Here is a 21,226-nt window from a genome sequence, read left to right as displayed (position 1 = left end):
CCTCAGCCCGCCGGGCTGAGGATCACCGAGCGGGTCAGGTGGCGCGGCTCGTCCGGGTCCAGCCCGCGGGCGCCGGCCAGCGACACCGCCAGCCGCTGCGCCCGGACCAGCTCGGCCACCGGGTCGAGCCCGCCGGTGACCCACAGCGCGCCGGTGGCGTGCACCTCGTCCTCCAGCCCCTTGGGCGCGTCGCCGATCATCCAGGTGGCGGTGCCCGCGGTGGTGATGCTGATCGGCCCGTGCCGGTACTCCATCGCCGGGTACGACTCGGTCCACGCCAGCGCCGCCTCGCGCATCTTCAGCGCCGCCTCGTTCGCCAGGCCCACGGTCCAGCCGGCGCCGAGGAAGGTGAACTGCCGGGCGCCGAGCAGCCCCTGCGGCAGCGGCTCGACGAGCGCCAGCTCGGCGTCCTCCATGGCCGTCGCCGGCTGCACTCCGAGGTGGGCGCGGAGCAGGGTCAGCGCGGTGGTGGCGAACCGCGTCTGTATCACGGAGCGCTCGTCGGCGAAGTCCAGCACGACGGTGTCGTCCGCCGCCCCGGCCACAGGCGTGGCCCCGTCCGCGACGATCGCGGTGGTACGCACCGAGCCGCCCAGCGCGGACAGCAGCCGCAGTACCTCGGTGGTGGTCCCGGAGCGGGTCAGCGCCAGCACGCGGTCGTACGCCCGGCCGGCCGGGAAGCCGGAGGCGGGGAAGGCGTCCGTCTCGCCGTGGCCCACCTCCTCGCGCAGCGCGGCGATCGCCTGCGCCATGAAGTAGGAGGTGCCGCAGCCGACGACGGCGACCCGCTCGCCGGCCTGCGGCAGCAGGGCCCCGTGCACCCCCGCCAGCTCCGTCGCCCGGCGCCAGCACGCGGGCTGATCGGCCAGCTCAGCGGCTACATACGTCATCTCCATCGCCCCGCCCTGTGTGAGAATCATTGTTCAATCGTGCATGCTAGGGCAGAATTTCAAGCATCTTCAAGCATCGTTGGGTGGGAGGATACGGGTTGAACCAGCACGAACGGCACGGCGCGCTGCTGCGGCTCCTGGCCGAGCGCGGGCGGCTCGACGTGGAGGCCGTGGCCGTCGAGGTGGCGGTGTCCGCGGCAACCATCAGGCGCGATCTGGACCAGCTGGCCGAGCAGCAGCTGCTCGTCCGCACCCGCGGCGGCGCCGTGCCGAACGACGTGGCGTACGACCTGCCGCTGCGCCACCGCGCCGGGCGGGACGCCGCGGAGAAGGAGCGCATCGGCCGGGCGGCGGCCGGGATGGTCGAGCGCGGCATGGTGGTCGGCCTCAACGGCGGCACCACCACCGCCGCCGTGGCCCGTGCGCTCGCCGCCCGCGCCGACTGGGGTGACGGCGAGGCGGAGCGCGACGGCGGCCGCGGTGACGGGCAGCCGGTCGTCACCGTCGTCACCAACGCCCTCAACATCGCCGCCGAGCTGGCCGTGCGGCGCAGCGTGAAGGTCGTCGTCTCCGGCGGGGTCGCCATGCCCTCCTCGTACGAACTCGTCGGTCCGCTCGCCGGTCACATCCTCCGCGAGATCCGCCTCGACATCGCCTTCGTCGGCGCCGACGCCGTCGACGCCGAGCACGGCGCCAGCGCCCGCGACGAGCACGAGGCGAGCATCAACGCGCTGCTGGCCGCGCAGGCCGCCAAACTGGTCGTGGTCGCCGACTCCACCAAGCTGGGGGTGCGCACCTTCGCCCGGATCTGCCCGCCCGCGGACATCGACGTGCTCGTCACGGACGACCGGGCGGCGGACAGGGCGCGGGAGTTCGAGGACAAGGGCATGACCGTGGTGCGGGCGTGAGCGGGCGCGGCGGCTTCGTGACCGACCTCCGGCTGGGGGTCGTCGGCCTCGGGCTGCGCGGCGACCTCGCCGACGCCGCCCACCGCCCCGGCGTGGGCTCCGTCGTCGCCGCCGTCGCCGACACCGATCCGGCCGTGCGGGCGGGCGTCGCCGCGCGCTTCCCCGGCGCCGTCGCGCATCCCGACCACCGCCGCCTGCTCGACGCCGCGGACGCCGACGGCGTGGACGCGATCGTCGTCGCCACCCCCGACGACACCCACGCGACCGTCGCCCGCGCCGCGCTCGAAGCGGGCAAGCCGGTCTTCGTGGAGAAGCCGCTCGGCATCACCGTCGAGCAGTGTGACGCCATCCTGCGCACGGCGTACGAGACGGGCACACCGCTGTACGTCGGGGACAGCATGCGGCACTCCGGCGTCGTCCGGCTGATGCGCGACATCGTCGCGCGCGGCGACATCGGCGCGCCGCGCACCGTGTGGGTGCGGCACTTCGTCGCGTACGGCGGCGACTACTACTTCAAGGACTGGCACGCCGAACGCCGCCGCACCACCGGGCTGCTGGTGCAGAAGGCCGCCCACGACATCGACGTCGTGCACTGGCTCGCCGGCGGCTACACCAGCCGCGTGCACGCCCTCGGGGCCCTCATGCTCTACGGCGACCTGCCCCGCCGTCCGCCCGGCACCCCGCGCCCCGCCGGCCGGCACCGGGACGACACCTGGCCGCCCGCGGCCCGCCGCGACCTGAACCCGGTGGTGGACGTCGAGGACGTCTCCGTGATGAACATGCGCCTCGACAACGGCGTCATCGCGGCGTACCAGCAGTGCCACTTCAGCCCCGACCACTGGCGCAGCTACACGGTCATCGGCACCGAGGGCCGGCTGGAGAACTTCGGCGACCGCCCCGGCGACGAGGTCCGCGTCTGGCACACCGGCCCCTCCGGCTACCGCCCCGGCGCCGACGCCATCCACCGCGTGCCCGCCGCCGACGGCGCGCACGGCCGGGCCGACGACCGGGTCGTCGCCGAGTTCTGCCGCTTCGTCCGCCTCGGCGGCGCCACCGACACCTCGCCCCTGGCCGCCCGGATGAGCGTCGCCGCGGGCGTGCTCGCGACCCGTTCGCTGCGCTCCGGCGGCATGGCGTACGACGTACCGCCGCCCGACCCCGCGCTGGCGGCGTACTTCGCGGCCGGCCAGCCCAGGCCCGCGCACCAGCACTGAGGACCGATCACCGCCTTCCCGGAGGGAACCGATGAGCGTCAACCGCAGGCACTTCCTGGCAGGGACGTCGATCGCCGGCGGCGCGGTGGTGCTGCCGGCCCTCGGCCTCGCGGCGCCGGCGTCGGCGCGCGGCGGCGGAGCCGGAGACGGCACGTACGGCGACGGGACCGCGGGCGCCCGCCGGGCGCTGGCCCGGCTGCTGCCCCGCCACCACCGGCAGTTCGAGCTGTCGCTGCTCCCCGGCGGCGGCCCCGACCGCTACCGCGTGACCGGCACCACCGGCCGCATCGCCGTCGCCGCCACCGGCACCGGCCCCCTGCTCACCGGCGCCGGCGCGTACCTCAAGCGCACCGCCCGCGCGCACATCTCCTGGAACGGCGACCAACTCGACCTGCCCGCACGGCTGCCCGCCCCGGACGCCCCGCTGGCCGGCGAGGCGCACGTGCCGCACCGCTTCGCGTACAACGACACCAACGAGGGCTACACCGGCGCCTACCGCGACTTCGCCGCCTGGGAGCGCGCCCTCGACGTACTCGCGCTGCACGGCGTCAACGAGGTGCTGATCTGCACCGGCACCGACGCCGTCTACTACGAGACCTTCCGCGCCTTCGGCTTCTCCGACGCCGAACTGCGCGCCTGGATCCCCGCCCCCGCGCACCAGCCCTGGTGGCTGCTGCAGAACATGGCGTACTTCGGCGGCCCCGTCTCCGCCCGGCTGCTGCGCCTGCGCGCCGAGCTGGGCGCCCGCCTCACCGAGCGCGTGCGCGAGCTGGGCATGACGCCCGTCCTCCCCGGCTACTTCGGCACCGTCCCGGACGGCTTCGCGGAGAAGAACCCCGGCGCCCACGTCGTCCCGCAGGGCGGCTGGGTCGGCTTCGACCGGCCCGGCTGGCTCGACCCCCGTGACCCGCACTTCGCCGACGTCGCCGCCGCGTTCTACGGCCACCAGCGCGACCTCCTCGGCCCGGCCGGCCTGTACAAGATGGACCTGCTGCACGAGGGCGGCGACCCCGGCGACGTACCGGTCGGCGACGCCGCCCGCGCCGTGGAGGCGGCGCTCCGCCGCGCCCACCCCGACGCCCTCTGGGCGATCCTCGGCTGGCAGCACAACCCGCGCCGGGAGATCCTCGACGCCGTCGACCGCGACCGCATGCTCATCCTCGACGGCCTCTCCGACCGCTTCCCGACCGTCACCGACCGCGAGACCGACTGGCTCGGCACCCCCTACGCCTTCGGCTCGATCTGGAACTTCGGCGGCCACACCCCCCTCGGCGCCAACACCCCCGACTGGGCCGACCTCTACCCCGCCTGGCGCGACAAGCCGGGCAGCGCGCTCGCCGGCATCGCCGTGATGCCCGAGGGCGCCGACAACAACGCCGCCGCGATGTCCCTGCTCACCGAACTGGCCTGGACCCCCGGCCGGATCGATCTCGACGCCTGGTTCCGCGAGTACGCCACCGCCCGCTACGGCGCCGACGACCCGCACGCGACCGCCGCGTGGCAGGTGCTGCGCGAGACCGCGTACGGCACCACGCGCGCCGACTCCTGGAGCGAGGGCGCCGACAGCGTCTTCTGTGCCCGCCCGGATCTGAACGTACGGAGCGCCGCCGCCTGGAGCCCGCAGGAGGACCGCTACGACACCGCCGCCTTCGACCGCGCGCTCACCGAACTCCTCGCCGTCGCCCCCGGGCTGCGCGGCTCCGCCGCGTACCGCTACGACCTGATGGACGTCGCCAGACAGGCGCTGGCCAACCGCAGCCGCCCGCTGCTGGCGCGGATCAAGGAGGCGTACGGGGTCGGCGACCGGGACCGGCTGCGCGAGCTGACGTCCGCCTGGCTTGAGCTCATCCGGCTGCTGGACCGGGTGGTGGGCACCGACCCGCAGCACCTGCTCGGCCGGTACCTCGCCGAGGCCCGCGCCTGGGGCGCCGACCGCGCCGAGCGCGAGCAGTTGGAGTATGACGCGCGTTCGCTGATCACCACCTGGGGACCGCGCGCCGGCAGCGAGGCCGGACTGCACGACTACGCGAACCGCGAATGGCAGGGGTTGCTCGGGGACTTCTACCACGGCCGCTGGCAGACCTACTTCGCCACGCTCGACACCGCGCTGGCGACCGGCGCGGAGCCGGCCGCCGTCGACTGGTTCGCGTACGAGGACGCCTGGGCACGCCGCCGCGACCGCTACCCCGAGCAGCCGCGCGGCGACATCCGCCTGCTGGCCGAGGAGGCCGTGGCCGTCCTCGTGCGCCACCCGTTCGCCGCGCCCGCGAGCTGAGCTGAGCGGGACCGGACCGGCGGTACGGGTACGGGAGCCACCCCCGTGCCCGTACCGCCTCTCACACCCGCCGCTGGACGTGCAGCAGGTACTCCTTGCGGTCCAGCGGGTTGTGGTCGGTCCGCGGCCGGGCCGGGGCCGGTCCGCGCACCGCCCGGTAGCGGCCGAAGGCGCTCTCCAGCACGCCCTCGCCCCGCGTCAGCCCGGGCAGCCGCCGCTCCAGCCCGTGCACCCGCGCCGCCGGCACCTCGCCCTCCAGCACCGCGACCCCGCCGCGCACCTCCTGCCCGTCCACCACCGCGTCCAGCGCCGCGAACACCGGCCACAGCGCCGGCACCGCGTCCTCCGGCGCCTCCAGCCGGAACCGCTGCACCGGTTCGTGCACCCGGGTACCGGCCTGCTTCAGCGCGTCCGCCAGCACCAGTGGCGTGATGCCGCGGAAGTCGGCGCCGGTGCTCGACATGGCCTTGCTGAAGCCCTGGTGGGCGTGGCTCTGCCGGGGCCAGTAGCCGGCGTGCGTCATCGTCACCCGTATGTCCGGGATCTCCCAGCCGCACAGGCCCTGGTGCAGGGTCGCGCGGACGGTGTCCTCGACGGCCTTGAAGAACGCGTACGGCATCGAGCCCAGCTCCACCGCCAGCGCGAAGACCACGCCCGTGCCGGGCGGCGCCGGCTCGACACGCAGCCCCACGGTGGCCAGGAACGGGTTCGTGTCCGTGTCGCCCTTCTCGTACGCCGCGCCCTCGCCGGCCAGCAGCTCGACGTGGATCACGGACGACTCGCGGAACGAGACCGGCAGGCCGTACTCCTCCGCGAGCGTGGCCTCGATGACCTCCTTCTGTACCTCGCCGTAGAGCGAGACGTACAGCTCCTGCCGGATGTCGTCCTGGCGCAGCGCGATCAGCGGGTCCTGCTCGGCGAGCTGGAAGAGCGCCGCGTGCAGCGGACCCCGGTCGGCGGCCCGGTCCGGCACCACCACCGTCTCCAGCGTGGGCGGTGCGAAGTGGTGCCGCCGTGCCTCCTCGGCCCGGCCGACGGCCGCGCCGACCGCGTCGCCGATGCGCACGCCGGCCAGCCCCCGCACCAGCCCGATGCGGCCGGCCGGCACTCCGGCCGCGGGCACCGCCGCGCCCTGCTCGAAGACCTCGACACCGGTGACCTTCTCCGTCGCCGGGGCGCGGTCGCCGTCGCCGTACACGAGTTCCTGGCGGGTGCGTACGGTGCCGGCGAGCATCCGCACGTACGCGACCTTCTCGCCGCCCGGTCCGCGCTCGACCTTGAACACCGTGCCCGCGGCCGGCGCGTCCGGGTCCCCGGCGGGCGCCGGGAGCAGTTCCTCGATGCCCGCGGTCAGCTCCGCAACCCCCGCGCCGGTGGCGGCGGAGCCGAAGTACACCGGGTGCACGAGCGCGCCGGCGGTCTGCTCGGCGAGGATCTTGCGCAGCCGGCGGTACGTCACCGCCGCCTCGTCGGCGACGTAGTCCGCGAGCAGCGCGTCGTCGTGGACCGCGAGGACGTCGGCCAGCCGGCCGGCGAAGCCCGTGTCCTCGCGGCCGTACGGGGTGAAGGCGGCGGCGCGGGTGCCGAGTTCGCGGACGGCGCCCATGGCGACGGCGCCCGGCGCGAGCTTCGCGGCGATGTCGCGTACGAGCGCGTCGTCGCGCGCGCCGCGCCGGTCGGTCTTGTTGACGAAGACCAGGGTGGGGATGGCCAGACGGCGCAGGGCGCGCATCAGCACGCGGGTCTGTGCCTGGACGCCCTCCACGGCGGAGACCACGAGCACCGCCCCGTCGAGCACGTGCAGCACCCGCTCCACCTCGGCGATGAAGTCGGGGTGACCCGGTGTGTCGATGAGGTTGACGGTGACGCCGTCGAGCGCGAAGGAGACGACGGCGGACTTGATGGTGATGCCGCGCCGGCGCTCCAGCGCGAGCGAGTCGGTGCGGGTGCTGCCGTCGTCGACGCTCCCGACCTCCTCGACGACCCCGGCGGCGTGCAGCAGCCGTTCGGTCAGACTGGTCTTACCGGCGTCGACGTGGGCCAGGATTCCCAGGTTCAGCGTGTGCACGAAGCGTCATGTCCCTTGTGTGGATGGCGATGGCCTGCTGGGTGGACATGAACGCTGCGCGCATGCGCGTTTCCTTTCGGTTCGGGTGACTCGGTTCGGGTGCCTCGGCGCGGGGTGGGGGCCCGCCGTGCCCGGCCAGTGCAGCAGCGGCCGGCCGGGCACGGCAACCGAATTAACGCCTCGGCGGCGGCCGAGGCGCCCCCGGTGTTGTCCGGGTATTTCGGCTATGTCAGTACGTCATCCGGGGGGCGTGGCGAGATCACCGGGCGTTCACCCGGTGTTCCCGCTGGGCTCACCGGGCGCGTACGGCGTCCAGTTCGGCCACCGAGGCGAAGGTGTCCGACGCACCGTGCTCACTGAGCACCTTCAGCGCGATGTGCCGGGCCTTCACCTCCGGGAACGGAACGGTGAACTCCGTGCGGTCCTCCGGGAAGGCGCCGGCGGCCACGGTCCGCCAGTGTTCGCCGTCGGCGGAGACCAGCACCTCGTAGTCCTTCACCCGGCCGTTGACACCGCCGTCCTGCCGCGGCATGTAGCGCACCCCGGCCAGCCGCCGCTCCGCGCCGGTGTCGACGGACAGCTGCTGCGGCAGCGCGGCGCCGTAGTCGCTGTGCCAGTGCGTGTACGGGTCGTTGTCGACGGCGCCCGCGGCCCGGCCCGGTTCGCCGGCGCTCTCCTCGCTGGTGGCCGTCGCGGTCCAGCCGTCCTGGCCGTACAGACCGGGGTTGGCGCCGATCTGCGACTCGGGGTCGGCCGGGTCGGAGGCCGTAACCGGCAGCGCGTCGCCGACGCGGTCGTAGGCGTCGAGGAACGGCTGCACGGGGGAGCCGGCCGGCTTCGCCCAGGTGCGGTCGGCGACGACGGCGAGCGGGCGGCGGGCGAAGTAGTCGACCCAGCCCATCGAGTACTCGTAGGTGCGGTCGGACCAGCGGGCCATCCGGTAGCCGAGGATGCCGGGCGCGGACTCGAAGGGGTAGTCGCGGTAGACGCTGCGTACGTCGAAGAACGCGTAGTCACCGGGCGTGGCGCCGAATCCGGGGCTCACGTACAGATTGCTCTCCTCCATGCCGACCGTGGGATAGCCCTGGGCGGCCCGGCCACTGGGGGGCGAGAGCCACTCGGTGACCGCGGTGCGCTTGTCCGGGGCGACGCTGGTGGGCTGCTGGAAGTCCCACCACTGCCAGACCTGCGCCGTCTTGCCCTCGGCGCGGATGGCCGCGGCCACGTCGTCGATGAACTCCACCAGCACGTCGCCGGGGTAGGGGTAGCCCTGCTTCTGCTGGTACGCGACGAGTTCGGGGCACGCCTCCTGCGCGGGGCGCAGCGGGACCTCGTCGGTGCCGATGTGGAGGTAGGGGCTGTCGAAGATGTCCGCGACCTCGGCGACCAGTTCGCGGGCGAAGCGCCGCGTCTCCGGCTTGGTGTAGTCCAGCGTCCAGTGGCCGCGGTCGGAGCCCTCCCAGCCGTTGCTCGGCCGCGACATCGACTCGCAGGCGAACGCCAGGTCGGGGCGGGCGTCGCCGATGGCGACGGCGTGTCCGGGCAGGTCGATCTCCGGCACCAGCGTCACGCCGTAGCTCGCCGCGTAGTCTTCCAGGTCGCGCAACTGGCGCTTGGTGTAGTGCTCGTCGGCGACGATCTCGGGAAACCGGTCGCTCTCGATGCGGTAGCCGTTCCAGTCCGACAGGTGCAGGTGGAAGGTGTTGAGCTTGTACCAGGCGAGCTGGCGGATCTGCTGCTTGAGGTAGTCCACCGGGAAGTACCTGCGGCCCGCGTCGAGCATCACGCCGCGCTCGCCGTGGGCGGGGTGGTCGCGCGCTGTGCCGCGGGCGATGGCGTGCGGCTCCGGGCTGGTGCGCAGGGCCTGCAGGAGGGTGCGGGTGCCGTAGAGCACGCCGCGGCGGTCGGGGGCGGTGATCCGGGCGGAGTCGGCGAGGTCCAGCTCGTAGCCCTCGGGGGAGGGGGCGGAGCCGCCGAGGGACAGGCCGATGTCGCCGCTGCCGGGGCGGCCGGTGACGATCTGCGGGCGCATCCCCTCCTGCAGGTCCAGCTCGCGGGCGAGTGTCGCCGCGGTGGGTGCCAGTTTCCCGGCGGCGCCGCCGTCCACCACGATCCGGCTGTGCCTGGTCAGCTCCCAGGTGCCCTGGCCGCCCTCCCACGAGCGCACCGACGGGACTGTGACCGGCGCGGGGTTGGGCTCGGCGGCCTGACTCGCTGGCACGCCGGGGGCGAGGGAGAGCAGCATCCCGGCGGCGGCGGCGAGCCACAGCGCGCGGGTGCGGGGGCGTCGATTCCCGCGGCGCGCGTACGGTCTGACCTGCGGCCTCGTACGCGTGAACGATCTGTGCGGTGCTGGCGCTGGGGTTTCCTGCGGCATGGCGGCTCCCTCGGACGACGGCAACTGACCAGGCGTACCAGCCCGTCTGCGGCAGCGGCCATGGACGGAAGCGCGGCGCGGGGTGGACTTCCGCACCGGCGCAGGAAGTTATGATGACCTATTCCCATACCGTGTGGGAATCGGTCAAGCTGTTTGTGAATTAATCGCCCGGTCGAGGGAATCTCGACCGGTCGGTTTGCGCCAACCTTGCCCCTGTCCCGACATGCCGCTATACGGTTGGCGGTCCACCCAGGACCCCGGTGACTATGACCTTGGCTGCCCGCCCTCCGGCTGGGCAGAACGGGCCCCGTGGGGGGAGCACGTGGTGTACACAGACGACGTGAGCGGAGCTTCGTGGCGTGCCGACGGCGACGACCACGCGGACAGCGTGGAGTCGCGCTTCGCGCGGAGCTACCGGCTGCACGGATTCACCGTGCTGGAGCTGCACGGCGAGATCGACCTCGCCGCCCAGCTCGATGTCGAGCCGTACCTCGACGTGATCACCGGCGCGCCCGTGCCGCGGGTGGTCGTCGACCTGCGCCGGACGGACTTCCTGGACTGCTCCGGTCTGCGGCTGCTGGTACGTGCCCGGTTACGCACCGGCGACCGCGGCGGTGAGCTGCGGCTGGTCTGCCCCGAGAGCGTCGCGGCGCACCGGATCCTGCGGCACGGCGGGCTGCTCGGCGCGCTGGGGCCGGTGCCGACGCTGGCCGACGCTCTGTCCGACGACTACCCGGGAGCGGTCGCTAGTCAAGTTTGATTAGGATGTCGCTCATGTGTTCAGCGGAAGCAGCAGAGAACGATCCCCCGCGCCCGGGGCCCGCCGCCGGTGCGGCGAGCCCCGCCGACAGCCACGATGTGATCAAGGTGCGCGGCGCCCGGGTGAACAACCTGGCAGGCGTCTCGCTCGACATCCCCAAGCGTCGGCTCTCGGTCTTCACCGGCGTCTCCGGCTCCGGCAAGTCCTCACTCGTCTTCGGCACCATCGCCGCGGAGTCGCAGCGGCTGATCAACGAGACGTACAGCGCCTTCGTCCAGTCCTTCATGCCGAACCTGCCCCGGCCGGACGCCGACGGGCTGCACAACCTCTCCGCCGCCATCGTCATCGACCAGGAGCGGATGGGCGCCAACTCGCGCTCCACGGTGGGCACGGCCACCGACGCGTACGCGATGCTGCGCATCCTCTTCAGCCGGCTCGGCGAGCCGCACGTGGGCACCTCCGGCGCCTTCAGCTTCAACACCCCGGAGGGCATGTGCCCGGGCTGCGAGGGCCTCGGGGAGGTCTCCCGGATCGACGCCGACCAGCTCGTCGACCGGCGGCTCTCGCTCAACGAGGGCGCCGTCACCGTCCCGAACTTCGCCGTCGGCAACTGGTACTGGGAGGTCCTGGCCTCCTCCGGCTTCTACGACCCGGACAAGAAGCTCGCGGACTTCACCGAGCAGGAGTGGCACGACCTCCTGCACAAGGAGATCGTGAAGATCAAGGTCGGCAACCACAACATCACGTACGAGGGGCTCATCCCCAAGATCACGCGGATGTGGCTGGTGAAGGAGCGCGACGCGCTGCAGGGCCAGATCCGGGCCTTCGTCGACCGGGCCGTCGTCTTCGCCGAGTGCCCCGACTGCGGCGGCACCCGGCTCTCCGCCGCCGCGCTCTCCTCGAAGATCCACGGCCGGAACATCGCCGAGTGCGCCGCCCTGCAGATCACCGACCTCGCCAAGTTCGTCCGCGCGATCGAGGACGAGTCGGTGGGGCCGCTGCTGGACAACCTGCGCGGCCTGCTGGACTCGCTGGTCGAGATCGGCCTCGGCTACCTCAGCCTCGACCGCCCCTCCGCGACCCTCTCCGGCGGCGAGGCGCAGCGCGTGAAGATGGTCCGCCACCTCGGCTCCAGCCTCACCGACGTCACGTACGTCTTCGACGAACCCACCGTCGGACTGCACCCGCACGACATCCGGCGGATGAACGACCTGCTGCTGCGGCTGCGGGACAAGGGCAACACCGTGCTCGTCGTCGAGCACAAGCCGGAGGTCGTCGCCATCGCCGACCACGTCGTGGACCTCGGCCCCGGCGCCGGCAGCGACGGCGGGCACGTCACCTTCAGCGGCGACGTCCCGGGGCTGCGCGCCTCCGGTACGCTGACCGGCCGGTATCTGGAGCACCGGGTACGGCTGCGGGAGCGGCCCCGGCAGCCGCGCGGGCACCTGCTCGTCGAGGGCGCCGACCTGCACAACCTCCGGGACGTCAGGGTGGAGGTGCCGCTCGGCGTGCTCACCGTCGTCACCGGCGTCGCCGGGTCCGGCAAGTCCTCGCTCGTGCACGGCTACCTCGCCGGCCGGGACGGCGTCGTGGTCGCCGACCAGTCGCCGATCCGCGGCTCGCGGCGCTCCAACCCGGCCACGTACACCGGGCTGCTGGGCCCGATGCGTACCGCCTTCGCCAAGGCCAACGGCGTCAGGGCCGCGCTGTTCTCGGCCAACTCCGCGGGCGCGTGCCCCAGGTGCAAGGGCATCGGGCTGATCTACACCGACCTGGCGATGATGGCCGGCGTCGCCTCCGTGTGCGAGGAGTGCGAGGGCAGGCGCTACACGCCCGAGGTGCTCACGTACACGCTGCGCGGCAAGAACATCAGCGAGGTGCTGGGGATGTCGGTCGCCGAGGCGCACGACTTCTTCCCGTCCGGCCAGGCGCACGCCGTCCTCGGCCGGCTCGCCGACGTGGGCCTGGGCTACCTGCGCCTCGGCCAGCCGCTCAACACCCTCTCGGGCGGCGAGCGGCAGCGGCTGAAGCTGGCCATCCACATGGCCGAGAAGGCGGCCACGTACATCCTCGACGAGCCGACGACCGGGCTGCACATGGCCGACGTCGACAAGCTCCTCGCGCTGCTGGACCGGCTGGTCGACGACGGCAACTCGGTGGTGGTCATCGAGCACCACCAGGCGGTCATGGCCCACGCCGACTGGCTGATCGACCTCGGCCCGGGCGGCGGTCACGACGGTGGCCGGGTGGTGTTCACCGGCACGCCGGCCGAGCTGGTCGCGGACGCGGACACGCTCACGGCGCAGCACCTGCGCGAGTACGTCGACCGGGACTGACCCGGCCTCCCCGGACCGCGGCCCGGCGGGGCCGCGGTCCGGGAGCGGCTACGCCCCCGCCACGCGCGGCATCCACATCGGCTCCTTGCCCAGCTCCGCCCAGATGTACTTCAGCAGCAGCCCGGACTTCAGCTCCGCACTCCCCGGGTCGTCCCACAGGTTGCGCGTCTCGCCCGGATCGGCGCGCAGGTCGAACAGCTCGCCGTACGTCCGTCCCTGATAGACCGTCAGCTTGTAGCGGTCGTCGACGTACGTGCGCAGGCTCACGGCCGTCGGCTCGTGCCGGAACTCGCAGATGACGTGGTCCCGCGCGCTGACCTCGCGACCCGTCCAGACCGCGGCCTGGCCGACCCCGGTCATCTCCCGCGGCACCGGCACCCCGGCCAGCTCCAGGAAGGTCGGCGCCAGGTCGACGGTCGACAGCAGCGCGGAGGAGGCGCGCCCCGCGGGCACCCGGCCCGGCCAGCGGACGAGGAACGGCACCCGCAGCAGGTCCTCGTAGTGGAACGCGCCCTTGGCCTGCAGCCCGTGCTGGCCGAAGAAGTGCCCGTGGTCGGTGGTGAACACCACGATCGTGTCCTCGGCCAGGCCCAGCGCGTCGAGCCGGTCAAGGATCCGGCCGACGTACTCGTCCAGCATGCTGACCATGCCGTAGTACGTCGCCACCAGCCGCCGCCGCTCCGCGGCCGGCAGCCGGTGGGAGTGGAAGCCGTGGACGTAGTGCCCCGACTCCTGCCACGGCGAGAAGTCCGGCCGGTCCTGCTGGGTGAGGCCGAAGTGCGGCGGGTTGCCGTCGTGTTCGCCCGCGACGGCCTCCGGCACGGTCAGCGCGTCCGGGTCGTACATCCGGTCCCAGGGCTCGGGCACCAGGTACGGCGGGTGCGGGTCGAAGAAGCTGGCCCAGCACATAAACGATTCACCGCGCTCGGCGTAGCCTTCGAGCAGCGCGCCGGTGCGCTCGGCGATCCAGGCGTTGTAGTGCAGTTCCTCGGGGATCGGCCAGGTGTGCCGCACGTCCCGGTCGAGGGTGCCGGTCGGCGGCTGGAAGTAGCGCCGCCAGTCCGTGCACCCCTGCTGCTCCAGCCAGAGCGCGTAGTGCTGTCCCGCGTGCGCCTCCGCGGTGTGGTTGCGGGCCAGCTCCACGTGGTCGAAGCCGTAGTACGGGCCGTGGAAGTCCCGCCAGAAGTCCAGGTCCTGCAGCAGCGGGTACGACTCGATCGAGGGGTGCTCCGCGGTGCTCGCGAGCGGCTGGAAGTGCGCCTTGCCGACCAGTGACGTGGCGTAGCCCGCGGCGCCCAGGTGCCCGCCGAGCGTGGGCTGGTCCTCGGGCAGCTTGGTGCCGAGCGTCCACGCGCCGTGCTGGCTGGGGTACTTGCCGGTGATCATCGAGGCGCGGGTGGGGGTGCACGTCGGGTTGGGGCAGTACGCGCGCTCGAAGGCGGTGCCCTGGGCGGCGAGCCGGTCGAGGTGCGGGGTGCGGATCTCGGGGTTGCCGCGGCCCAGGGTGTTCCAGTGCTGCTGGTCGCTGGTGATGAGCAGGATGTTGGGGCGGCGGGTGCTCAGCATCTCGGCCGCCGTGGGCGCCGGTTCGTCAGCAGTCATGGCACCTTTCTACCTGCGGGACGCCGGCCGCGTCCGGGGCCGGGCGCCCCCGGGTGACGATGCGGCCGCCGGCGGCGTCGATCGTGCGCATCTGCAGAGAGCCGCACTGGCACCGGGTCCAGATCGTCATCCCGCCGGCCGTGCGGTTACGCGAGACCGTGTGGAACGGTGTGCTGTCCGCCCAGCCGCAGTGGGGGCAGTGACCCTCGAACATGCGGATGTCCTCTCCCCGCCGCGTTCACCGGCGGTTTCTCCTGGAATCGCGGCCCGTTGGCCCGGGCCTGATCTTCCCTTTCTCTTCAGCATGGACGCTTCGTTCGTTCAGGTCTACGTTGGATTTATGGACGGCATTGTGAAGGAGGGCCTACATGATTGATCTGCGCCGGCTCCGCGTGCTGCGCGCGGTCGCGTACTACGGCACCGTGACCGCCGCCGCCGAATCCCTCCACCTCACCACTTCCGCCGCCTCCCAGCAGATCCGGCAGCTGGCCCGGGAACTGGACGTCCGGCTGCTGGAGCCGCAAGGCCGCCGGGTGCGGCTCACGCCCGTGGCGCGCGGGCTGCTCACGCACGCCGACGTCATCGAGGCCCAGTGGGAGCTGGCCGCGGCGGAGCTGCACGCGCTCGACGGGGAGCCGGCGGGGGAGTTGCGCATGGCGGGGTTCCCGAGCGCCATGTGCCGGCTGCTGGCGCCGGTGGCCGGCGCGCTGCAGGCGGAGCACCCCCGCCTCGACGTACGGCTGCGCGAGGCCGAGCCCGAGGACTGCTACGACCTGCTGTTCAACGGCGAGACCGACCTCGCCGTCGTCGAGGCGTCGGCGGATGCCCCGGCCCACGGGGACCAGCGCTTCGAGCAGCAGACGCTCATAGAGGACCCGTTCGATCTGGTGGTGCACGCGGACCATCCGCTGGCCGGGCGCGACGACGTCCGGCTGGCGGAGGCGGCGGGGGAGCGGTGGGTCATCGGCACCGGCAGATGGTCGCGGCAGCACGTCCTCGCCGCCTGTAGCGCGGCGGGCTTCGGGCCGAACGTGGTCCACGGGGCGTGCGAGTGGAGCGTGGTGGCGGTGATGGTGTCGCACGGCCTCGGCGTGGCGCTGGTGCCCCGGCTGGCGCTGCTCACCGGCGTGCCGTCGATCCGCCGGCTGCGGTTGACCGGAGCGCCGGCGCCGTCCCGTACGTTCCTGACGGTCACCCGGCGCGGCGCGACCGGCAGCCCCGCGGTGCGGGCCGCGCTCGACGCGCTGCGCATACGGGCGAAGGAGGCGGCCGGGTAGCCGACCGGCCGGGGTTGGGGGAGGGGGCGGGGCGGAGGAGGGTGCCCCGCCCCCCGGGAGGGGGGTTGGTGACGACCGGACGGCAGGCGCTCGGGCACCGCCTGCCGGCCGCCGCTCGGATACCGCCGGCGAACCGGCGTGGCCGGGCGGGCCGCGTTGCCGCGACCCGCGCCGGCGCGGCGGCGGCGCCTAGTGGGCGCCGGCGCCGGTGAGGGAGCGGACCTCCAGTTCGGCGTACTTCTTGCCGGTGGCGTCCTCGTCCTTGGACAGGATCGAGCCGAGCCAGCCGAGGATGAAGCCGGCCGGGATGGAGATCAGACCCGGGTTCTCCAGCGGGAACCACTGGAAGTCGACCCCGGGCCACATGCTCGTCTCCTTGCCCGAGACCACCGGAGAGAAAAGCACCAGGAACACTGAGGTGAAAAGGCCGCCGTAGATCGACCACAGCGCGCCCTGGGTGGTGAACCGCTTCCAGAACAGGCTGAAGAGGATCGTCGGCAGGTTCGCCGACGCCGCCACGGCGAAGGCCAGCGCCACCAGGCCGGCGACGTTGAGGTTGCCCGCGAAGACGCCCAGCAGGATGGCGACCCCGCCGATCGCGATGGCGGAGATCCGGGCCGCGGCGACCTCCTCCTTCTCGGTGGCCTGACCCTTGCGGATGACGTTGGCGTACAGGTCGTGCGCGAACGACGACGACGACGCCAGGGTGAGTCCGGCGACGACCGCGAGGATGGTGGCGAACGCGACCGCGGAGATCATCGCCAGCAGGATCGCGCCTCCGGTGGATCCGGCTCCGCCGCCGACTTCCTCTGCCAGTAGTGGTGCCGCCGTATTGCCCGCCGGGTTGGACTCGATGATCGTCTCTTGTTTGATCAGCGCGGCGGCGCCGAAGCCCAGCGCGATGGTCATCAGGTAGAAGCCGCCGATGATGCCGATCGCCCAGAGCACGGATTTACGCGCGGTCTGCGCCGTGGGCACGGTGTAGAAGCGGATCAGGATGTGCGGCAGACCGGCGGTGCCCAGCACCAGCGCGATGCCCAGCGAGATGAAGTCGATCTTCGAGGTGTCCGTCACCCCGTACTTCAGCCCCGGTTCCAGGAACGCCGCGCCCTTGCCGGAGTTGTCCGCGGCGGCGCCCAGCAGCTGGGAGATGTTGAAGTCGAACTTCGCCAGCACCAGTATCGTGATCAGCAGGGTGCCCAGGATCAGCAGCACGGCCTTGATGATCTGTACCCAGGTGGTGCCCTTCATGCCGCCGATGGTCACGTACAGGATCATCACCAGGCCGACGAGGACCACGATGAGGTTCTTGCCCGCATCGCCGGTGATCCCCAGCAGCAGGGCGACCAGCGCGCCGGCGCCGACCATCTGCGCCAGCAGGTAGAAGATCGACACGACGATCGTCGACACCCCGGCCGCGGTGCGTACGGGACGCTGGCGCATCCGGTACGCCAGCACGTCGCCCATGGTGAACCGGCCGGAGTTGCGCAGCGGTTCGGCGACCAGCAGCAGCGCGACCAGCCAGGCGACCAGGAAGCCGATGGAGTACAGGAACCCGTCGTAACCCGCCAGCGAGATGGCGCCGGCGATGCCGAGGAAGGAGGCCGCGGACATGTAGTCCCCGGAGATCGCCAGCCCGTTCTGGAAGCCGGTGAACGAACGGCCGCCCGCGTAGAAGTCGGTGGCGTCCTTCGTCTTGCGCCCCGCCCACACCGTCACCGCCAGGGTGAACGCCACGAACACCGAGAAGAGCGTGACGATCAGCGTCCGGTGTTCACCCGGTTCGGACTGGGCGACCATGGTCAGCGCGCTCGTGGTGGCGCCCGTCATTTTGCGTCCTCCGTGCTGTTGTCGGCCACCCGGCCCTCGACCTCGGCCTTGAGCTGCTCGGACCTGGGGTCGAGCTTCGCGGCGGCGTGCCGCGCGTACCACCACGCGATGGCGAACGTGGTGACGAACTGCAGGATGCCCAGCACGAACGCCACGTTGATGTTGCCGACGACCTCACTGCCCATGAAGCCGCCCGCGTAGTTCGACAGCAGCACGTACAGCAGGTACCAGGAAATGAATCCGATGGTCAGCGGAAACGCGAACGAACGGTGCGTGCGCCGCAGCTCCCCGAACTCCTCGCTCTGCTGCACTTCCTCGTACACATCCGGCGACCTGCCGGTCGGGGGTGTGCTGCTCATCGCGGCCTCCATGGGCGCCTTGGGGGACGGGGGTGTCCGGACGGGCCGGGCGCGGCAACGGTAGAAGCGGGCGCGCCGCCGCGCGAGCCGCCGCGCGACGGCGGTGCCGTGAACGGCCGCGTGGATGCGCCGAGCGGTAGCGAAGGCACGACGAGCGGTCGGTCAGCCGGCGGGACAGCCGGCCGGGGCCGCCGACGGGACCGCCGCCGGGACTCCCGGTCGGGTCGGTCCGCCGGCCCGGCCGGTCGTGTCTGCCGGTACGGCCGCCGGTCGCGTCAGCCGGTCGTACGTCCCGGGCGGCGCGGCAGGTCCAGCGACTCCGGCGCGTGCAGCCGCAGCAGGGCGTGCGCCGTGCCGCTGGGCACGTTGCGCCTCGTCAGCCACGACACCCCCACCATCACCGCGAACGCCAGCGGCACCGTCCACGCCGCCGGCCGTGCCAGCAACGCCCCCGGCCAGCCGCCGAGCCGCACGCCGAACATCGTCGCCGCCACCGTCACCAGCGCCGCCCCGCCGCCGGCGAGCAGCCCGGCCGCGGCGCCCTGCGGCGTCAGCCCGCGCCACCAGATGCCGAGCAGCAGCAGCGGGCAGAACGAGGAGGCCGCGACCGCGAACGCCAGCCCCACCACGTCCGCGACCGGGCGCTCCACCACCACCAGCGACGCCACGCACGGCACCGCCGCCGCGGCCACCCCGGCCAGCCGCAGCCGCAGCACGGTCGCCCGCACCTCCGCCCGCGCGTCCGCCCGCGCGTCGGCCGCCTTGCCCGGCGGGCCGGTCGACCGCCGCGCCCGTCTGCGCTCCAACTCCTGCCCCAGCACCCCCGCCACCGACATGGTCAGCCCGGAGGCGGTGGACAGGAACGCCGCGAACGCGCCGGCGGTCAGCAGCGTGCCGAGGACCGCGGCCCCCGGGCCGCCGCCGAGCAGCCGGTCGGGGAGCAGCAGCAGCGTGGCGTCCGTGCGGCCGGTCATGAGGAGTTCGGGGGTGTAGAGGCGGCCGAGGGCGCCGTAGAGCGGTGGTAGGAGATAGAAGGCGGCCAGCAGCCACAGCACGGTCCAGGTGGTGCGGCGGGCGGCCGGGCCATCGGGGTTGGTGTAGAAGCGGACGATGACGTGCGGCAGCCCCATGGTGCCCAGGAGGGTGGCGATGAGCAGCGAGTACGTGCCGTAGCCGGGGTGCTCCGTACCGGACAGCGGGCGCGTCCAGTGGAGACCGTCGACCGGCTCCTCGTCCACCGGGTGCGGCACGTCGGCGCCGGCGGGGAACGTCACCCGGGTCTCCTCGCCGATCGCGTGCACGCCGGGGCCGACGCGTACCCGCTCGCCGTCCAGCCAGCGGCCGTCGAGCCGGCCGCGCACCGTGACCCCCACCGGATCCTCGACCCGTACGTCGATCGCCTGGTGCACGGTCACCGTCGTCGTGTCGCGGAACCGCGGCGGCGCGTCGGCGTCCGGCCACGGGGCGCCGTCCGCGCGCCAGGCCAGCAGCAGGAAGATCACCGGCACCGCCAGCGCCGTCAGCTTCAGCCAGTACTGGAACGCCTGCACCGCCGTGACGCTGCGCATCCCGCCGGAGGCGACGGTGGTCATCACCACCGCCGCGACGGCCACCGGGCCGACCCACAGCGGCGCGCCCGTGACGGTGCGCAGGGTCAGCCCGGCGCCCTGCAGCTGCGGCAGCAGGTACAGCCAGCCGATGAGGACGACGAGCACCGAGGCGAGCTGCCGTACCCGCGTGGACTGCAGCCGCGCCTCGGCGAAGTCCGGGACGGTGTACGCGCCGGAGCGGCGCATCGGCGCGGCGACGAAGGCGAGCAGCACCAGATAGCCGGCCGTGTAGCCGACGCCGTACCAGAGCATGTCGGCGCCGTATGCGAGCACCAGGCCGGCGATGCCGAGGAAGGACGCGGCCGACAGGTACTCGCCGCCGATGGCGGAGGCGTTCCGCAGCGGGGTCACGGCGCGGGAGGCGACGTAGAAGTCGGAGGTGGCGCGGCCGGGGCGCAGCCCGTACACGCTGAACAAGGCCGTGGCGACGCAGACGACGGTCACGGCGACGGCGGGCTGGACGGTGTTCACGTGCTGTGCCCCGTCACGACTGCCGACACGACCGCCGTCACGACCGCGGTCACGACCGCTCGACCAGGTCCGCGAACTCGGCCTCGTTCTTGCGCGCCTGGCGCTGGTACACCCACGCCAGCGCGAGGATCACCGGGTGCACCGCGACCCCGATCACCAGCCAGGGCACGGGCACGCCGGCCAGCGTGGAGTCGCGCACGCTCGGCACCGTCGCCAGCAGCACCGGCAGCAGGCCGAGCACGGCGGCGAGCGTGCCGACGACGAGGGCCGCGAGGCGCAGTTGGGTGCGCATCAGGGAGCGCAGGTAGACGTCGCCCAGCGGGGTCTGCCGGCCCAGGTCGTCGGCGACGAGGGCGCGGCTGCCGGGCGGGGGCTGGGAGCTGCGGGCGGCGAGGGTGCGCGGGTGCGCGACGGTCACGCGGGGCGGGGCGCCGGCGGTTTCCACCTCACACCGCCGCCGTCGGCGGATGTCGGACCAGCATCTCGCGTACCTGCCGGGTGTGCCGCCGGCTGACCGGCAGCACGTGCCCGCCGAGGACGACGTACGTACGCCCCGCCTCCATGCGCAGCTCGCGCACGTGATGCAGGGCGACGAGGTGGCTGCGGTGGATGCGTACGAACCCGGCGGCGCCCCACCGCTCCTCCAGCGTCGCGAGCGGGATGCGGACGAGGTGGCTGCCGCCGCCGGTGTGCAGCCGCGCGTAGTCGCCCTGGGCTTCGGCGTAGAGCACCTCGCGACGCTGGACGAACCGGGTGACGCCGGCGAGCTCGACGCTGATGACCTCGTCCGGCACCGCCGCGCGCTCCGACGGCGCGTCGCCCGGCTCCGGCGGTTCGGCAGGCTCCTCCGCCACCGGCCCCCCGGCCGACTCGGCGCACCGCCGCACCGCTTCCGCGAGCCGCTCCGGCGCCACCGGCTTCAGCACGTAGTCCTCGGCGCGCAGCGCGAACGCCTCCACCGCGTGGTCCTCGTGCGCGGTGACGAACACCACCCGCGGCGGGTGCGCGAACCGGGAGACCAGCCGGGCCAGCGCCAGCCCGTCCAGACCCGGCATGCCTATGTCCAGGAACACGGCGTCCACCGAGCGGCCCGCGGCCAGCGCCCGGTCGAGGGCCAGCAGCGCCTGCTGCCCGTCGCCGGCCGTCTGCACCTCGGCCACCCGCGGGTCGCGGCGCAGCAGGTACGCCAGCTCCGCCAGGGCGGGCTCCTCGTCGTCGACGGCGAGAGTGTGCAGCATGCGGGCACCCT

The 21,226-nt window shown here is 73.3% G+C and carries 16 protein-coding genes; 6 read left to right on the top strand and 10 right to left on the bottom strand.

Going from position 1 to position 21,226, the window contains the following annotated elements:
- Nucleotides 1-2 precede the first annotated feature (2 nt).
- Nucleotides 3-890 (bottom strand): SIS domain-containing protein, encoded by an 888-nt coding sequence (locus T328_RS07770; RefSeq protein ID WP_496495381.1) that lies wholly within the window; start codon nt 888-890, stop codon nt 3-5.
- Between the two features lie 98 nt (nt 891-988).
- On the opposite strand from T328_RS07770, the gene T328_RS07765 reads away from it, so the two are divergent.
- Genes T328_RS07765 through T328_RS07755 form a run of 3 tightly spaced genes read left to right on the top strand, consistent with a single transcriptional unit; the run spans nt 989 to nt 5,287 of the window.
- Nucleotides 989-1,798 (top strand): DeoR/GlpR family DNA-binding transcription regulator, encoded by an 810-nt coding sequence (locus tag T328_RS07765; protein WP_496495145.1) that lies wholly within the window; start codon nt 989-991, stop codon nt 1,796-1,798.
- Nucleotides 1,795-3,012 carry a Gfo/Idh/MocA family protein gene (locus T328_RS07760; protein WP_496495144.1) on the top strand — a complete coding sequence of 406 codons (1,218 nt, stop codon included), beginning with the start codon at nt 1,795-1,797 and terminating at the stop codon, nt 3,010-3,012. The genes T328_RS07765 and T328_RS07760 overlap by 4 nt, the downstream gene beginning before the upstream one ends.
- A gap of 31 nt (nt 3,013-3,043) precedes the next feature.
- Entirely contained in the window at nt 3,044-5,287 is a 2,244-nt protein-coding gene (locus tag T328_RS07755) for an alpha-N-acetylglucosaminidase (RefSeq protein ID WP_496495143.1), read from the top strand.
- A 61-nt stretch (nt 5,288-5,348) separates the two neighbouring features.
- Here the strand turns inward: T328_RS07755 and T328_RS07750 are convergent, their stop codons facing one another.
- Complete coding sequence (locus T328_RS07750; RefSeq protein ID WP_496495142.1) at nt 5,349-7,355, bottom strand: GTP-binding protein; 2,007 nt, start codon at nt 7,353-7,355, stop codon at nt 5,349-5,351.
- A 292-nt stretch (nt 7,356-7,647) separates the two neighbouring features.
- Nucleotides 7,648-9,522 carry a family 20 glycosylhydrolase gene (locus T328_RS07745; protein WP_496495141.1) on the bottom strand — a complete coding sequence of 625 codons (1,875 nt, stop codon included), beginning with the start codon at nt 9,520-9,522 and terminating at the stop codon, nt 7,648-7,650.
- A 535-nt stretch (nt 9,523-10,057) separates the two neighbouring features.
- Here T328_RS07745 and T328_RS07740 point away from each other — a divergent pair.
- Nucleotides 10,058-10,492 carry an STAS domain-containing protein gene (locus T328_RS07740; RefSeq protein WP_496495140.1) on the top strand — a complete coding sequence of 145 codons (435 nt, stop codon included), beginning with the start codon at nt 10,058-10,060 and terminating at the stop codon, nt 10,490-10,492.
- 98 nt (nt 10,493-10,590) lie between these two features.
- On the top strand, nt 10,591-12,828 hold the full coding sequence (locus tag T328_RS07735) for an ATP-binding cassette domain-containing protein (RefSeq protein ID WP_496495380.1): 2,238 nt from the start codon (nt 10,591-10,593) through the stop codon (nt 12,826-12,828).
- A 48-nt stretch (nt 12,829-12,876) separates the two neighbouring features.
- On the opposite strand, the gene T328_RS07730 is transcribed toward T328_RS07735, so the two are convergent.
- Together T328_RS07730 and T328_RS07725 are read right to left on the bottom strand one after the other, a co-directional pair.
- On the bottom strand, nt 12,877-14,430 hold the full coding sequence (locus tag T328_RS07730) for a sulfatase family protein (protein WP_496495139.1): 1,554 nt from the start codon (nt 14,428-14,430) through the stop codon (nt 12,877-12,879).
- Nucleotides 14,420-14,644 (bottom strand): hypothetical protein, encoded by a 225-nt coding sequence (locus T328_RS07725; RefSeq protein ID WP_496495138.1) that lies wholly within the window; start codon nt 14,642-14,644, stop codon nt 14,420-14,422. Before T328_RS07725 ends, T328_RS07730 begins: the two co-directional genes overlap by 11 nt.
- Nucleotides 14,645-14,798: 154 nt before the next feature.
- Here T328_RS07725 and T328_RS07720 point away from each other — a divergent pair, with 154 nt between their 5' ends.
- Nucleotides 14,799-15,707, top strand: coding sequence for a LysR family transcriptional regulator (locus T328_RS07720; RefSeq protein ID WP_496495137.1), 909 nt, complete (start codon nt 14,799-14,801; stop codon nt 15,705-15,707).
- Nucleotides 15,708-15,896: 189 nt separating this feature from the next.
- Here T328_RS07720 and T328_RS07715 read toward each other — a convergent pair whose 3' ends face one another.
- The 5 genes from T328_RS07715 to T328_RS07695 form a co-directional block, all read right to left on the bottom strand.
- On the bottom strand, nt 15,897-17,537 hold the full coding sequence (locus tag T328_RS07715) for a monocarboxylic acid transporter (protein WP_496495136.1): 1,641 nt from the start codon (nt 17,535-17,537) through the stop codon (nt 15,897-15,899).
- Nucleotides 17,534-17,908: a DUF485 domain-containing protein gene (locus T328_RS07710; protein WP_496495135.1), complete on the bottom strand. Its 375-nt coding sequence runs from the start codon at nt 17,906-17,908 to the stop codon at nt 17,534-17,536. Before T328_RS07710 ends, T328_RS07715 begins: the two co-directional genes overlap by 4 nt.
- 263 nt (nt 17,909-18,171) lie before the next feature.
- Nucleotides 18,172-19,977 carry a sodium/solute symporter gene (locus tag T328_RS07705; RefSeq protein WP_496495134.1) on the bottom strand — a complete coding sequence of 602 codons (1,806 nt, stop codon included), beginning with the start codon at nt 19,975-19,977 and terminating at the stop codon, nt 18,172-18,174.
- 49 nt (nt 19,978-20,026) lie between these two features.
- Entirely contained in the window at nt 20,027-20,422 is a 396-nt protein-coding gene (locus tag T328_RS07700) for a hypothetical protein (RefSeq protein WP_496495133.1), read from the bottom strand.
- Nucleotide 20,423: 1 nt separating this feature from the next.
- Nucleotides 20,424-21,215, bottom strand: coding sequence for a LytR/AlgR family response regulator transcription factor (locus T328_RS07695; RefSeq protein ID WP_496495132.1), 792 nt, complete (start codon nt 21,213-21,215; stop codon nt 20,424-20,426).
- Between the last annotated feature and the right edge of the window lie 11 nt (nt 21,216-21,226).

The organism is Streptomyces sp. CNX435, assembly GCF_059570575.1.
The sequence above is the reverse complement of the archived record's forward strand: the minus strand, read 5'-3'. Positions and strand labels throughout refer to the sequence as shown.

What these genes read in the sequence shown, in the direction of transcription:
- T328_RS07770 (WP_496495381.1), bottom strand. Translation starts at nt 890, where the DNA reads ATGACGTATGTAGCCGCTGAGCTGGCCGATCAGCCCGCGTGCTGGCGC.
- T328_RS07715 (WP_496495136.1), bottom strand. Translation starts at nt 17,537, where the DNA reads ATGACGGGCGCCACCACGAGCGCGCTGACCATGGTCGCCCAGTCCGAA.
- T328_RS07730 (WP_496495139.1), bottom strand. Translation starts at nt 14,430, where the DNA reads ATGACTGCTGACGAACCGGCGCCCACGGCGGCCGAGATGCTGAGCACC.
- T328_RS07725 (WP_496495138.1), bottom strand. Translation starts at nt 14,644, where the DNA reads ATGTTCGAGGGTCACTGCCCCCACTGCGGCTGGGCGGACAGCACACCG.
- T328_RS07710 (WP_496495135.1), bottom strand. Translation starts at nt 17,908, where the DNA reads ATGGAGGCCGCGATGAGCAGCACACCCCCGACCGGCAGGTCGCCGGAT.
- T328_RS07720 (WP_496495137.1), top strand. Translation starts at nt 14,799, where the DNA reads ATGATTGATCTGCGCCGGCTCCGCGTGCTGCGCGCGGTCGCGTACTAC.
- T328_RS07755 (WP_496495143.1), top strand. Translation starts at nt 3,044, where the DNA reads ATGAGCGTCAACCGCAGGCACTTCCTGGCAGGGACGTCGATCGCCGGC.
- T328_RS07695 (WP_496495132.1), bottom strand. Translation starts at nt 21,215, where the DNA reads ATGCTGCACACTCTCGCCGTCGACGACGAGGAGCCCGCCCTGGCGGAG.